This window comes from Pseudomonas saudiphocaensis (genome assembly GCF_000756775.1).
In the GTDB taxonomy this organism is placed as follows: domain Bacteria; phylum Pseudomonadota; class Gammaproteobacteria; order Pseudomonadales; family Pseudomonadaceae; genus Stutzerimonas; species Stutzerimonas saudiphocaensis.
In genome coordinates, this window is record NZ_CCSF01000001.1 from 3068135 (window position 1) to 3082417 (window position 14283).

12 protein-coding genes are annotated in these 14283 nt (G+C 54.4%); 2 read left to right on the plus strand and 10 right to left on the minus strand.

Annotation, left to right across the window (positions count from 1 at the left end; all coding sequences use genetic code 11):
• The first annotated feature begins 92 nt into the window (after positions 1–92).
• Together BN1079_RS14210 and BN1079_RS14215 are read left to right on the plus strand one after the other, a co-directional pair.
• Positions 93–2414 (plus strand): putative bifunctional diguanylate cyclase/phosphodiesterase, encoded by a 2322-nt coding sequence (locus BN1079_RS14210; RefSeq protein WP_037025548.1) that lies wholly within the window; start codon positions 93–95, stop codon positions 2412–2414.
• Positions 2402–3262, plus strand: a complete 861-nt coding sequence (locus BN1079_RS14215) for a phosphate/phosphite/phosphonate ABC transporter substrate-binding protein (protein ID WP_037025552.1) — start codon at positions 2402–2404, stop codon at positions 3260–3262. The genes BN1079_RS14210 and BN1079_RS14215 overlap by 13 nt, the downstream gene beginning before the upstream one ends.
• A gap of 177 nt (positions 3263–3439) precedes the next feature.
• On the opposite strand, the gene BN1079_RS14220 is transcribed toward BN1079_RS14215, so the two are convergent.
• From BN1079_RS14220 to BN1079_RS14265, 10 genes are all read right to left on the minus strand, one after another.
• Positions 3440–3841, minus strand: a complete 402-nt coding sequence (locus BN1079_RS14220) for a lysozyme inhibitor LprI family protein (protein ID WP_037026986.1) — start codon at positions 3839–3841, stop codon at positions 3440–3442.
• Positions 3842–4382: 541 nt separating this feature from the next.
• A complete protein-coding gene (locus tag BN1079_RS14225; RefSeq protein ID WP_037025554.1) occupies positions 4383–6434 on the minus strand; it encodes a coiled-coil domain-containing protein in 2052 nt (683 codons plus the stop codon).
• Positions 6421–6900: a hypothetical protein gene (locus BN1079_RS14230; protein ID WP_037025574.1), complete on the minus strand. Its 480-nt coding sequence runs from the start codon at positions 6898–6900 to the stop codon at positions 6421–6423. The genes BN1079_RS14225 and BN1079_RS14230 overlap by 14 nt, the downstream gene beginning before the upstream one ends.
• On the minus strand, positions 6901–7809 hold the full coding sequence (locus BN1079_RS14235; protein WP_037025580.1) for a hypothetical protein: 909 nt from the start codon (positions 7807–7809) through the stop codon (positions 6901–6903).
• A gap of 106 nt (positions 7810–7915) precedes the next feature.
• A complete protein-coding gene (locus BN1079_RS14240; protein ID WP_037025581.1) occupies positions 7916–8686 on the minus strand; it encodes a nuclease-related domain-containing protein in 771 nt (256 codons plus the stop codon).
• Positions 8687–8775: 89 nt separating this feature from the next.
• Positions 8776–9642: a hypothetical protein gene (locus BN1079_RS14245; RefSeq protein WP_037025582.1), complete on the minus strand. Its 867-nt coding sequence runs from the start codon at positions 9640–9642 to the stop codon at positions 8776–8778.
• A gap of 35 nt (positions 9643–9677) precedes the next feature.
• On the minus strand, positions 9678–10052 hold the full coding sequence (locus BN1079_RS17740; RefSeq protein WP_231850788.1) for a hypothetical protein: 375 nt from the start codon (positions 10050–10052) through the stop codon (positions 9678–9680).
• Entirely contained in the window at positions 10049–11449 is a 1401-nt protein-coding gene (locus BN1079_RS17640) for a restriction endonuclease subunit S (RefSeq protein ID WP_139053065.1), read from the minus strand. The genes BN1079_RS17740 and BN1079_RS17640 overlap by 4 nt, the downstream gene beginning before the upstream one ends.
• Positions 11446–12987: a class I SAM-dependent DNA methyltransferase gene (locus BN1079_RS14260; protein ID WP_037025583.1), complete on the minus strand. Its 1542-nt coding sequence runs from the start codon at positions 12985–12987 to the stop codon at positions 11446–11448. The genes BN1079_RS17640 and BN1079_RS14260 overlap by 4 nt, the downstream gene beginning before the upstream one ends.
• A gap of 73 nt (positions 12988–13060) precedes the next feature.
• Positions 13061–14059, minus strand: a complete 999-nt coding sequence (locus tag BN1079_RS14265; protein WP_037025584.1) for an Abi family protein — start codon at positions 14057–14059, stop codon at positions 13061–13063.
• Positions 14060–14283 lie beyond the last annotated feature (224 nt).

The following is a 14283-nucleotide window of genomic DNA, read 5'->3' on the forward strand; positions in this document are numbered from 1 at the left end:
CGTTGTGATAGGAAGGTGCCGGCTTGGCTTGTCATCGCTTTGTCATGCCGTGGCATTAATTTGCCACCATTTGAAGAGTGGAAGGGCATCAAGTGAAGCAGCGGTTTTTGTCCTCACCCAGGCTTCCCCAGATCTCGCTGCTATCGCTCTGCACCGCGACGCTGGTCTTTATGTGGGGACTGCATGCGCAGCAGGAAGCGACATCACGCAAGGAGGCCCTGGAGGCAAAGGCGGCCGAGCATCTCAATCTGGCAAGTATCACTGCGGAAAACCTCCGGCAACTGGTTGATCGTGCCCAGGTGATTGGGCGGATCACGCAGGTCGAGGAGGGCAGCCTGAGCCTCGATGGCCGCAGCATGGTACGGATGCTGGCCGAAGATCCGGTTCTAAAACGCATGAGCCTGCACGACGCGAGCGGTTTGCTGCTGTCGTCCAGCCACGCGGATGAACTCCAGCAATTGCCCGAGCAGTGGCTGCTGGAGTTTCAGGAGCACCGGGCGCTTTATGGGTCCAAACCCTACTTGCCACGGTTGTTGGTAGAGGAGGCATCGTCACCCAGCTGGCGTCTGCCTTTTCTCCTGCCGCTGAACAACCCGGCTACCGGAGCCTTGGAGCGCATTCTTCAGGTCCAGCTGGATATCGGCTATCTGGCAATTCTGTTTCAGAACACCGATCTGGGCGGCAGCGGCCTGGTGCGCTTGCTGGACAGCGGCGATCATGAGCGCCTGCACATCAGCGACCGTGGCGTGATGGTGATGGGCACGCGCCTGAGCCATGGTTTGCCGCACGGTGAGCAGACCAGCGGGAAAACCACGCACTACGGCGCCGGTCAGGCATACCAGAGCCTCTATAGCCGCGTCCGTGAACGCGGTTTCAGTGTGGTAGTCAGTCAGCGCTACGAGGAAATCCTCAGATCCCAGCGGCTTACCTATGTCCGGCAGTTCTGGATGAACCTGGGCATGTCCGTGCTTATCCTTGGTTGCATGTTCTGGGTGCTGCGTGTGCTGCGCCGGCGACAGGAGGCCTTTCTCGCGCTGGAGCAGGCGCACCGCGTCAATCAGGAGCTGATCGACAAGCTGGAGGACGAGCATCGTCGTAGTAGCCATGCCGCCGCGACGGATCATTTGAGCGGCCTGCATAACCGCCGCCAGTTCATGGAAAACGCCACGGCAGCCCTGGTGCGGCAGCGCAACTTGCGGCGCTTGATGGCCATCCTGTTTATCGACATGGACCGCTTCAAGTCGATCAACGACTCCCTCGGGCACAAGGTCGGCGACTTGCTGCTACAGGCGGTGGCCGGGCGCATCAGCCGGGCGCTGGAGCCAGAGGACCAGGCGGCACGCTTCGGCGGTGATGAATTCGTGGTGCTGCTGGCCGGGGACCGCACGGAGGAGCAGATCGACAGCTGGGTGCGCGCGTTGGTCGCGAAGCTCTCGACGGTGTATTCACTCGACGAGCATGAGGTCCATACCAGTCCGAGCATCGGCGTCAGCATCTGCCCGCGGGACGGGCAGGAAATTGACGATCTGATCCGTTATGCCGATGCCGCGATGTACTCGGCCAAGCAGTCGGGGCGTGGTCAGTACCGGTTCTTCGACCCTTCGCTGAACCTGTCGGACGTCGAGGAGTTCGCGCTGGAGCAGTCGCTGGGGGCGGCCTTGAACGAGCACCAGTTCGTGCTGCACTACCAGCCGCAGATTCGCCTGGAGACGATGCAGGTCGTCGGCTATGAGGCGCTGGTGCGCTGGCAGCATCCGCAGTTCGGCTTGCTCTACCCGGATCGTTTCATAGCCCTGGCTGAGCGCTGCGGCTTTATCGTCGAACTCGGCTGGGAAGTGCTGTATCTCGCCCTTGATGAACTGCAGCGCTGGCAGGCGCAAGGCTGCTCGGCGCGGATGGCGGTTAACATCTCGGCTTTGCAATTGCGTCAGGCCGATTTCAGCGAGCGCCTGTTGAGCGAGATGGGGCAGCGTGATCTCGAGTTTCACTGCCTGGAACTGGAAATCACCGAAACCTTTGCGGTGGATGCCGAGGGCCTGGCCATTGAGCATCTGCAGCGTTTGCGCAGCGCCGGCATGTACATCAGCCTCGATGATTTCGGCCAGGGCTATGCGGGATTTGCCCATCTGCACGCGCTGCCGCTCAGCCAATTGAAGATCGATCGGGCACTGATCGCGCCACTGTCCAACAGCTACGACGACAACCCCATCGTCACCTCCACCATCATTCTGGCCAAGCGCCTGGGTCTGGAAGTGATCGCCGAAGGTGTGGAAACGCGCGAGCAGCTGGTCTATCTCAAGCTGTCCGGCTGTGACATCGCTCAGGGCTATCACTTCAGCCGGCCGCTGCCCGCAGAACAGCTTGGCCCATATTCCCCATATACCGGCGCGGTGGAAAAAGCATGCGTTTCATAAGCGCCGCGGCAGGCCTGATCTGCACGCTGCTACTGCCGCTGGCGGCAATGGCGGAATGCACCCAGCCCAGCTTGCGCCTGGCGGTGATCCCGAAAAAAAGCATGCAAGTGACGATGCGTGAATATCGGCCACTCCTGAATCTACTGAGCGACGAACTCAAGATGCCAGTGGATATGGTTGCGGTTTCATCCTACGAGAGCGTGATCGATGCGATCGTTTCCGGCGGGGTGGATATCGCCTGGCTGGGACCGGCCTCCTATATACAGGCCTATCTGCGAGAGCCCGGCATCGAGCCCTTCGCGAGCCTCACCCTCAGCGAAGGGCACTTCACCCCGGCTGGCCACCATTACCGTGCGCTGTTGATGGTGCGCCGTGACGGCGCCAGCGATCTGGATGAATTGCGCGGCGCAAGCGTTGCCTTGAGCGACCCGGCCAGCACCTCAGGCAGCCTGGTGCCAAAAACCGAATTCTCGGCTCAGACGAATTTGCCGCTGGAAAGATTCTTCAGTGCCGTAAGCTACAGCGGCTCCCACGACAACTCTCTGGATGCCCTGTTGGAAGGCAGGGTGGATGCAGCCTTTGTTGCCAGTGTGCGGGCCGATGCCTACCTAAGTGACGGCCGTATGGAGCGCGATACGCTCCGATTGCTGTGGCAGTCTGCCCCCATCTATTACGACCCCTACGTCTTTAGCGCCCGCATCTGCCCGGAACTGAAGGAACGGGTGCGCCAGGTCATGCTCAGTCATCCGCAGAGCCTTGCCGACTTCCTCAACATGCAGCACGCCTCCGGCGTTGCTCCGGTTGGCCATGCTGAATATCTGCCGTTATTAAAGCTGATCAATAAGTGAAGTCACTAGGCTCTGTACGAAAAGTGCCTGCGCTCGGTGATGCTTCGTTAAAAACGGGTTCGGAATGCTCATTTACAGCTCGTAAACTCCGCTTCCTCACCCGTTTTTGCCTCGCCTGACCTTCGCTCGACGACTTTTCGTACACATCCTAATGCCTCGGTTGTAGGGCAATGCAGCTTACAAGCCTGGCGCGGCCAGCCAGGCGAGGTCGTCGGCACGCCTGCCGGTCCTGTCCAGCAGGCACGAGGCACTGTTGAGACTATCAATGGTGCCGCCCGTGAGGTCGCTGAGCAGAGCGCAATCGGTATCCCTGAACTTGATCCATAAACGCTGTGCATCACGCAGCTGCCTTTGCTGCTCCGTCGTCAGTCCCTGCATGGCCGCCTTGTAGCTCTGATTTAGGCGCGCGTCCTGCCTTTTTAGCTCACTGTCGATGCAGTCGAGCATATTCAGCGTCAGACCATTGGAGGCATCCATACACTCGCCATAGGCTTCGCTGTAGCTGTTCTCCGTCGCGCCTGCGCCCAGGCTGAACAACGTAATGGCGGATGCCAGAAGCCAGCTTTTGATTGATTGCATGATAAGCACCCTGCGATCCCTGGAGATTGGAGGCTAGCTTGGCGGGGCTAAAGCGCTACCTGACGAAGGAATGTTTTCTGCTTGGTTAGTTTAGGACAGTAAACGGTATTTCTAATGTAGAGCGGGCAGGAGTGCGTTGGGCTAAGGAAACCTGAAGCGATTTGTTAGGGAGCTGCTAGGGGACGGCAGAAAGGTACAGAAAAGCCGCGCAATGCGCGGCTTTGAAGGTGGTGGGCCCACACGGATTCGAACTGTGGACCAAAGGATTATGAGTTGCCTAGAAACGCTGCAAGCCTAGAGAAATCGGGCGTAGCTTAGGGTAGGTACAGTTAGCTGAAAGTAGCGTCGTAGAGCGGGTTAAGCGTAATTGAGCGTAATCTGTAAAAGCTTGGCACTGTACCGTCAGTGTACTGATTTTCTGTACCCGGAAGGCCTTAGATCCGAAGCTCCTAGCTTTTTCTCAGGCTAAGCCAGCGCTCGTTTCAATTTGGGCCGTAGCATCCACTGCCCCCGGCTTTATTTCTTACGCATGCAAAGTGAGCTAGGCCATCTTAGAAATCAAGGGTGTTTCAAAATTGATTACGTTTACAGGAAGTCCCTCAATCATTCTTGTTAAGTCTGCGTGCTTCTCGCTGGTGGCTATTATGACTTGTCGCTCCATGCTGCGAGTTTCAGATGCTCTTTCAATGAATGTCTTGAAGTTGACTTCTTTAGTTTCTTGTTGGCGTGGTTCATCTAGAATAAGCAAGCCGAGGTGATTGGTATTTAGTCCTTCCAGATAGTTGTCTAAAGTTAGAAGGGAATATAGGTAGGCCCAGATAACCCTTATGTTGTCACTGGCAGAGGCCTCGGAGCCTAAGTCAACATCGTCAATTGAGGGCTTGTATGTGCGTTTTGAAATTTCAAAATCTTCAATGGGAGTGCTTTTGTATTCAAAGTCACTCAAGTTTTTCTTAAACTGTTCAGTTAGCTTTGCGAGCTTAATGTAGTCGTTGCGGCTAAAGCCATCCCACGGGAGCTTTGAAATTGCGCCTACTACTCTAGACCACTCTAATTTTACGGCTGATAGTTTCTCTTTAATTTCGATCTCAAGTGTAAGAGTTCTTTCGATCGCTTCGATTTTTTCCTCAAGCAGAATTTCTTTCCTAAGTTGAGCTCTAGATGGGGCTCCTTTAACGTCAAGAAGACTTTCTTTTAGTGAGCGAATTTCAGCTCTTGTCAGATTTACTTTGTCTTGGGCCTGAAGGATCAGTGTCCTTTTGGTTAGCGCCTTGCTTTCTTCTCCTGCTCTTAGGGAGTCAAAAACTGAAAGCTGTTTCTCTAGATACTTGATATTGTCGTCAATCCCTAGCGCAGACTGGTTGTGCATGTGGGGGAGCAACGAATCTTCTATTGGCTGATTGCAGGTTGGGCAGCGACCATTTAAGAATTTAAATTCTTCAGTGGAGCCGTAATCATGAATTTTTTTTATGTCTCGATATTTGCGTAATCCTTCCTTTACTGCTTGGATTCGCTTGTCAATAGATCTGACGTAGTCTTCGCTGACGTCTATATCCGACAAAATAATTGAAATAGCCGACTCCTCTTCTGAAAGTTTTTTCATTAAGAGGTTGAGTTCTAGCTCTTGGGCGAGGGCTTTTGACTCATTTTCAGAAGTGGAGGTGAAAGTTGATTTTGATGTTGCTAGTTCGGTCTTAAGTTTTTCTAAGTAGCCGGACAGATTTGTTTTGCGGGACTCACTGTCTAAGACGTAAAGATCAGTTGAGTTGTTTATGGCTCCTTGCTTGCCGATGTCATCGCTGACGGTAGGCTCAACAAATGCGTAAATCTGTCGTGCGGTTGAAATAAGTTTTTCAATTGTTACAGTCCAGGTAGACTCAAGATCATTTCTTTTGACAAGCAACTGTTGTCTCTTTTTGTTGTTCTCTTGGATGTCTAGATCTAGGTTGTATTCAAGAACTCTGTTGGCGAGATCTTTGATTCCGAGGTAAGTAGGGAGTATGTTCAGAATTCCGCCCCAGCCTCTAGTTTGTTCAACATAATTTACTGAAAAAATTGACTCTAAGTAGAGGGGGCAAGTACTTCCATCATATTTGACAACTTGTGGGTCTTCTATTCCAAGAAAGTTCTCTAAGAAATTATGGAAGCCTCGTTCTCTAACCGCTGCGCCAGGATCTCGAACAAAGTAGTCTGTAAAGGAGGTGTCGGAAGAAAAATCGATACTATCAATTTTTTTGGGATAAACTGATATTACTCGGCTTTTGTCTTCTATGCCGCTTCTTGATATTGTGATTGTCTCGCCTGTGCTGTTGGATATCTCTAGGCTGACTCTGGACTCTGTGACGAGCGCATACCTGCCATCGATTTTTTTAAGTTTGCTGGTTAGTGCAGACTTTAATGGGTTTTTCCTGCTGGGCCCTAAGGTTCCCTCTAGGCCTAATGCGTATACAATACTTTGCACGCAGGTTGACTTGCCTAGTGTGTTGTCAGCTCGAATAATATTCAGTCCATGAGTAAAGGGTATGTCTACTCCAAAGTTTCCTTCGTTTGTCTTGGATATTATTTTTAGTCTGTTTATCTTAAGCCTGCTCACGAAGGTCACCGGAAATTAGTTTGTCAATAATGGTGTCGGTGAAAAAGGACTTGCTAAAGTTCTGCATGAATTCTTTTTCTTCCGCAAATACTTCTTCGTCGGCGTCAATTGATTTGGCGAATGTTAGGCCTCTAGTCGACAGCTTAATGCTTTTGGATGGCTCTAGTTCGAAAATTCCCTCGCCTAGTCCTATGTTGATAGCTCTATCCACTAGAGGGTCAAATCTGACATTTACAGCGGAAAAGAGATCTTGGATCTCAGAAAAATAATTCTTCCTCTTTTCGTGGGATGAAACCAAAGAGCTAAGCACTTGTATTTTTTTTACTCCTGCTTTATTCCCAGAGCTAAGTTTGAGCAGGACAAGAGCAATTAGAGATATTCTCCAGAGCGGTCTGAGTTCTGGCTCTACTGGGGTGCCGGTTTGTCGAAAGACTACTCTATTTGGGATGGTGTCTAAGATATCCATTTATTCAAAATCCAAATTGCAGCGCATAAGCCAATCGGCAACGGTTCCGGTTGCAATGCAGTCCAGATTGTCCTCGTGGAGCTTGCTTTTCTTGGCAAGGGCTTCTTTAAGAGCGGTTGCATGTTGAGTTGGACTTTTTTGTTGTGCTTCGAAGTACTCAACGTGTAGTTTTTCCTCCCTTTCCATCACTCCAGAAGTGATTTGAGAGTGGTATTCAGGATACTCCTGTTTTAGATCCTCAAGCATGTTCTGGGCGTAGATTGCCTGCTTAAACATTGCATCCCTAGCCTTCTCGATTTGATGTTGGGATGCTGGTTTAAGCTTTGATAGCTTCGTTTCTATGTTGCTTGCAAATTCTGACTTGTCGGCTTGGTAAGCACTTATGTCATTATCTGATATTGTTTTCCTTTCCAGTCGGAGCACTCTGATGCCTTGCTCTAATAGCTCCGACTCTTCTGTCTTAAATGTGCTTCTGTCCCATACAAGAACGTGGAAATCTGTACTGTCAACGTAAGGTAGCTGGGCGGCAATTACTTCTGCTGTTTTTGTCGAGGCGTGAGCGTTCAGATGTTTTGATAGGTGGTTTGGTACGACAAGTATCCATCGCCTGATCTTGGTTGGGCCGAGGATTGATGACAGAACGTTGTCTTTGTTTTCTATGAATTTGTTGATGTCAGTTGTCATTTTGTCGCGCTGCTTTTCATAGAGCTGCGCCATAGTGCAAAGCTCTTCAGGGCAGAAAGCTTGATAGGCATTGCCGCAGAAGGAAAATCCTTCAATTCCGGCATCTCCATTATGCCTGTCGGGTATGGGGACATAGTTTTCTTGTCCATGTTTTATTCTGAGAAGATCATTTACATGCTCTTCCCATTCCTTTCTTTCCCATACTTTATTTGGGCTGATTTCCATAGATTTCCCGTACGAGGCTAATGCGCGTCATGCCAATGTACAAAGCGTGATAATGCTAGATTTTAAGTATTTGGGGCAGACCACAATTTTTACACTCCTTTTGTATCTATAAATTCTGCATCGTTCGGCACTTAGGAAACGCCGAGCATCCCCAAAACTGCTGCCCCGCGTTTGCCCCTGATTTCACCGTACGGATTAGCAGCGCACTGCCACATTTCGGGCACTGTCGCTCAGCTGTCGGGTCGCTTCGGCGTTTGAGGTTTTGCACATGCTCGCGGTGGGTGGCGAGGGTCGGCGCGCGGCGACCGGTTTGCAGGGCGTGCAGCATGGCGTCGACTTCAGCCTCGCTGAGTACAGGCTGCCGGAATGATTTGATATAGCGGATAAAGCCGATGCCTTGAGTCACGTTAGCCGGCACCTCGGTTTTGAAGGTGCTGCCGCCGACAAAGGTGATCACCGAGTGCAGGTGCTCCGGGTTTACGCCAAGGGTGGCTTCCAGGGCTTTGAGGTGCTTGTAGTTCTGCCGTAGTGGGTTCTGGAATTTGAAGGTGCGCTTGTAGAGCTTCTGCGTCCACTGCGCTTGCTTCTCGCTGCCGAAGATCCAGCCGCTCATGTTCTTCGTTTCCAGCACGAAGATGCCGTAAGGCGATAGGAATACGTGGTCGATCTGCGTGGTGCCGTCTGGCGTGTTCAGCGTGACGTTGTGCAGGCGACGGTAGGTTTGCTTATCCAGCTGCCAATGGGCAAACAGCCGCACCAGGAGTTCGCCGATATGACCCTTGGCCCAAGGCGACTTGAGAAGGGTGATCAGAAACACTGCTGGTGTAAACCAGACCAGCATTCCCCAGACCTGCGCGATGATGGGGGAGAAGTCCATTTCTAACCCTAAGTAATCCTAAGTTACCGGATAGTACCGAAAGTAGGCGTAACTGGAGAAAGAAATCTGGCGGATAAATCGTCCTGCAATCAGCGGGGCAGAGGTGTTGCCAACAGGAGGCTGCTGGGCTGCAGTGAGAAGCGTTGGGTATCCTGGTGCAGTTTTTCAATCACCTCGGCTAGCCCGGCGCGGCGTAGGCCCTGTTCGGCATCTGTGCGCAATTCATCCAGCCATGGGGAGTGCCCGGAGAAGTGTGGCCAGAGCTCATGGTCGGCTTCTAGCGGGTGAGGGCGGCATCTGTCCAGCCAGTTGGGGATAAACCCTTTATGGTGGCTCAGCTGATACAGGGAGGCCGCCTCCAGCTGTGAGCGTCGCATGATGGCGCCATGGTAATAGGCGATTGCCAATACCTGTTGGAGATGGATCAAGCATGGCCGATGCTCAAAGTGGCCGCCTTCGATCAGATGGTAAAAGCGCCCGTACGTTGAATAGTCCTCATCCCTTTGCTCCAAAATCAGGGCGTAATAGCCTGCTGAGTCCGGCCCGATTTCGTGGATGTTTGGTGTAAGCAGATGCAACTTGAATTCTAAGCAGGCCTCGGGTGTACGGTGCTCCTGAAACCATTGATGTAGCCGTTCCGGCGCTTTGTAGCTGAAGAGGTGCTGGTGGGCTGAATCGCTTTGTCCGTTCAGCCAGCCTTCTTCCAGCGCGAAATGCTGGTTGAGCCAATCGAGATGTGTCTGCCGCAAGACCAGCTTGAGCTGATCGGCATTCGACCATTGGTAGGCACTTAGCTGTAGCGCTTCCGGCAGCAGGGCATTGATCTCAGTGCGGGCCACGCCATGGGCTTCGAAGGTCGCCAGTACGCGTGCTGCCTGCTGGCGTACCGGGTTGCGCCGCTCACTGAGCCAGGCAAACAGGCGCTGCAGCAAATCAATCCAGTCCTTGGGGTTCATGCGGCAGCTCCTGCGTTAGCGGATGAATGGCGTGTTTATGCCGAGGCTTTTCTACCGCGCTTGGCCTTGGGCGCTGCGGCGCGTTGGGTTTTGATGCGCTCCAGCAGCACGCTGGCCGGCTCGTCGTTGGGGTCTTGGGGTACCAGTTCGCCTCTGAAGGCTTTGGCCAGACAATATCGCCGGGAGCGATATTGGGCAGCTGCAGGCTGGGCCGAAGGCCCGAGCGCAGGGACGCGCGAGTCCATGCTTTGGGTCAGGTGGTCGATACGGCTTTTGGCCGAGGCGACCTTGGCTTCCAGTTGGTCGGCACAAAATCGCCGGGAGCGATTTTGGACAGCCGCAGGCTGGCCCGAAGGGCGAATCACAGGGATGTGATTCGCCAAGGCGAAGCGTTGTTCGACGCGGCTCACGCCGATGCCTTTCTGCCGCGCTTGGCCTTGGGCGCCGCGGCGCGTTGGGCTTTGATGCGCTCCAGCAGCAGGCTGGCGTGTTCGTCGTTCGGGTCTTGAGGCACCAACTCGCCTCTAAAGGCTTTAGCCAAAATACTTTGGGTCAGATGGTCGATGCGGATTTTGGCCGAGTTGACTTTGTTTTCAAGCTGGTCAGCGAAGGAGAAGAGTTGCTCGACGCGGCGGACGATTTCGGTTTGCTCTGCTAGGGGGGGCAGTAGCGTTGGTATTGCCAATATCTTCTTGGGAGACGTGTGCTGCACAACAGTCCCGGTAGCAGTTTCATCGACTATCTGCTTCGTTTTGGGGGCAAGCAATGCTAGCCGCAGAAAATCCTTAGATACTTGCTTGGAAAAAGGCACAACTTTCCCAATACGTTGATTGTGCAGAACGACGTCATTGCTAGTAAGGCATACGGCTTTTCCAAGGATCAGCTTCTTGGGGGATAGGTCAGTCATTACGACGAGGATGTCGCCATTATTCAAAACCCACTTTTGTTCAAACTCCCCCTCTAGCCTGACAACTCTTTTCTTCTTGAAATCAAGCAGGCCGCTCTCAGTAAAATTTCCCGGAGTCAGAACTATCGGGCCAGAGTCAGAAAAAAACTCTGATTCAAAGGCGTAGCCATGCTTAATTTCACATAGCAGATCAAATTCACATCCAATCCACCCGCCAGGGATTTCTGCAGGTCCATCACAAATACCTCCTGGGGCAGTACAGCTTGATTCTTTACTGCCAAGCGTAAGACGACGAGCCTGTATGAGCTCTTCTTGATCGATCTCCCCCGGATGCTGCGCCCGCCACTCCTCCGTCAACCGCCCGGAAACGGCGGCGGCGAGGACGGATTGGCGGAAGCGTTTGAGCAGCGCGGGGATGCCGTCGATGCGGGCTTTGAGGGTGTCGACCTGGGCCAGCAGTTCGTCGAGCTTGGCGGCGATGCGGGTTTGTTCGGCGAGTGGAGGAACCAGATACGTTGCATCCTTGACGATCTTGAAATGCCTTGCGTACCCCTTGCTTTCAATCGGAAGGTTGCGCAGAAAGAAATATAGGAAACGTCCATCCATTTCTGGGTGCGGCTTGAGGACTTGTACGCCGTCGGCACCTGGGATAAATGAGAAATTTATCCATTTAACCTCGCGAGTGTGATCGCCAAAAATTATCAGCGGCTTATCGTCAGCAACCACTAAGTGAGCATCATCCAGATAGCCAGTAATGAATTTTCGCCCTTGATCAACTACGGGGAACTTGCCTTTGACTAAAACATCTGCGGTCTTTACCTTCTTTCCAGAAGTCGAGATTTGCGCGAATACATCATCGAAACTCGCAGGCAGCCAGTTGGCGGGAGCCTCCATGCTCATACCTCCTCCTCGCTGACGGCGAGCCCCATCACTTCAGCGAGCAGCTGCTTCTGCGCCGCCACTTCATCGCCAGCACCCAGCGCCTTCATCAATTCTTCCAGCTCATGCAGGGCCTCGGTCAGTTCGGCCATGGCCTCGCCGGCCAGCACTTCCGGGGCGGGCAGGTCGGCCGCATCCAGGCTGTCGGCATCCTTGAGCCAGCTGATGTCCAGCGAGTCGCCGCGTTCGCGGATCTGCTCGCGGGTGAAAACGCGGAAGCGGCTCAGCTCGCCAATCCCTTCGACGTTTTCGGCGCGCGGGCTGTGGCCGTTGGGGTCGTCACCGTAGGCGTCCTCGAAGGGTTTTAGGTGCTGCGCGCCAAAGGGCGTGCGTTTGCCGAAGCTGGGCATGTTGCTGCGCAGGTCATAGACCCATACGCGCTGGGTGCAGCCCTGTTCCTGACGCGGGTTGGCCTGCGTGCCTTTCTGGAAGAACAGCACGTTGGTCTTTACGCCCTGGGCGTAGAAGATGCCGGTGGGCAGGCGCAGGATCGTGTGCAGGTTGCATTTTTCCATCAGGTCGCGGCGCACTTCGGTGCCGACGCCGGCCTCGAACAGCACGTTGTCCGGCAGCACCACGGCAGCGCGGCCACCGGGTTTGAGGCCACGGTAGATATGCTGGAGGAAGGCCAGCTGCTTGTTGCTGGTTTTGTAGGTGAGGTCGTCGCGAGTCGGGCCACCGCCACCTTTGGCAGTGCCGAAGGGTGGGTTGGAGAGGATCACGTCCACCTTGGGCAGATTGGCGCCGCTTTGGCCAAGGGCGTTGCCCAGGTGCACCACGCCTTCCTCATCGCCTTCCATGCCGTGCAGCAGGGTGTTCATCAGGGCCAGGCGGCGGGTGCCGGGCACCAGTTCGATGCCGACAAAGGCGCGGTTGCGCTGGAAGGCCTGGGCCTTGGCGTCGAGGTCGTAGTGGTCGTCGGTGTGGCGCTTGATATAGGCGTCGGCGGCAATCAGGAAGCCTGCGGTGCCGGCGGCCGGGTCTTGGATTGTCTCACCGGGCTGCGGCTTGAGGCAGTTGATGATGCTGTCGATCAACGGACGCGGGGTGAAGTACTGACCGGCACCGGATTTGGTTTCAGTGGCGTTCTTTTCCAGCAGGCCTTCGTAGAGGTCGCCCAGGCCATCTTTTTGCGCGCTGAACCAGTCGATGGAGTCGAGGCTTTTGATCAGCTGTTCGAGGTGACGTGGCTCGCGGATGCTGGTTTGCGCATCGGCATAGATGGCGGCAATCAAGGGGTCGCTGCTTTTGCCCAGATCCAGCAGCATTTGCCGGTAGTGGTTGAGCAGGGTCAGGCCGGATTTACCCGCCAGGTCTGACCAGCGCGCACCTTCGGGCAGCTTGTGGGCGAAGCTGGCGTTGTTCTGCACCTGCTCGTATTCCATTTTGCTGAAGAGCAGCAAGACCAGCTCGGTGACGTAGTCGCTGTAGTTGATGCCGTCATCCTTGAGGATGTCGCAGAGGTTCCAGAGCTTCTGGACGATGTCGGAGTTGGTCATGGGGTGATCTCTAATTGGCTCATGACGTGAGCCGAATAAATTGGCTATTCGGCTCACGGGGAAATAGGGTGGTTTAGCCGGGTGTTTGCCAGAAAGGATCGTTCTGCCAGTCGGGCGGAAAGCCCATGGCCCGTAGGTTGGTCTCTGGAAACTCTGCCAGTAAGTCGTGCAGACGCCTGTCCCAACTGGTATGCGGGCTAACCTGGCGCATCAGCAGGTTGAGGATGCACAGCACGGTGAATAGGCGGGCATGTTGTCCGGGTTGTTGCAGGTGTTGCGGCCAGGGGAAATTGACCGTCCTGGGTAGTTCGGGACGAATGCCCAGCTCGCGGTTCCATAGGCGTGCGTGATGCGCGCAAATATTGCGGATGGTGGTCAGGGTGTGCAGCCAGGATTGCAGCAGCGGGGCGGGCAGTTTCAGGCGTTTGGCGATGGCCTTTTTGTCGGCATCGCGGGCCAGGCCTTTGAACAGGTGCGAGAGATCGCCCAGGGTGATTTCTTCCATGGCCGCCCAGGCGGGCATTAGCTCGGGGCTGTTGTATGTCAGGGCGTAATGACGTGCGTAGCTTTCCTTAGCGCGCATGCTCTTGAGCTGCTCTTTGCGGGCCTCAGACGCTTGGGAGGCGTCGATGCGCTGGCATTCGCGCAGATGATCCTGGAATGCCTTGTCCTGCTTGCTGCGGATGCTATCGAGGAGCGCCTGGTGCCGGTAGCTGCGCTGGAAGAACTTTGGCTCCAGATACCAGTGCGAGCCATATTGCGGCCCCATGTGGTTGCTAATAACGGCCCTGGCCGCGACTTCTATGCGCTCGATGGCATCCATGACCAGCAGGCGTAGGCGACGGTCGAAGTCATACAGACGGGTGAGTGCCTGCAGGCGCGTGCCGGGCTTGAAACCGTGGTCAGCATCTTCCGAGAGCTGGAAGGGGCGCATGTAGGGCGTGAGGCGGAAGAAGCTGACCGCTTCCAGAAAGCAGTGCGCCTTGGCTTCGTCTTGGATGGTAAGCCCACGCTGTTTGAGCAGGGCCAGCTGCGCAGGAATATCAATGGCTGGCTTGCTGAAGGGCTTCATGCGGAAAAACTACCGGGCATAAAAAACCCGCTCAATTTGTGCGTAGCTGCCGAAGCAACCATAGGCATGGCGGGTGTGTTGTTTGAGAGGTTATGCACCATGGCAGTGTTTTGCAAGGGGTTTGGCACTGTAATGATGAGCGGATTGGCGTGCTTGGTTGTCTGTGGGTGAGGCTGGTTGCCCATATACAGCGAGTGACTGGCTTCGAGCGAAGGTGTCCTCTG

Bases quoted from the DNA above. Each gene is read 5' to 3' on its own strand.
- BN1079_RS14215 (WP_037025552.1), top strand. From the start codon at position 2,402: ATGCGTTTCATAAGCGCCGCGGCAGGCCTGATCTGCACGCTGCTACTG.
- BN1079_RS14220 (WP_037026986.1), bottom strand. From the start codon at position 3,841: ATGCAATCAATCAAAAGCTGGCTTCTGGCATCCGCCATTACGTTGTTC.
- BN1079_RS14230 (WP_037025574.1), bottom strand. From the start codon at position 6,900: ATGGATATCTTAGACACCATCCCAAATAGAGTAGTCTTTCGACAAACC.
- BN1079_RS14235 (WP_037025580.1), bottom strand. From the start codon at position 7,809: ATGGAAATCAGCCCAAATAAAGTATGGGAAAGAAAGGAATGGGAAGAG.
- BN1079_RS14240 (WP_037025581.1), bottom strand. From the start codon at position 8,686: ATGGACTTCTCCCCCATCATCGCGCAGGTCTGGGGAATGCTGGTCTGG.
- BN1079_RS14245 (WP_037025582.1), bottom strand. From the start codon at position 9,642: ATGAACCCCAAGGACTGGATTGATTTGCTGCAGCGCCTGTTTGCCTGG.
- BN1079_RS17640 (WP_139053065.1), bottom strand. From the start codon at position 11,449: ATGAGCATGGAGGCTCCCGCCAACTGGCTGCCTGCGAGTTTCGATGAT.
- BN1079_RS14260 (WP_037025583.1), bottom strand. From the start codon at position 12,987: ATGACCAACTCCGACATCGTCCAGAAGCTCTGGAACCTCTGCGACATC.
- BN1079_RS14265 (WP_037025584.1), bottom strand. From the start codon at position 14,059: ATGAAGCCCTTCAGCAAGCCAGCCATTGATATTCCTGCGCAGCTGGCC.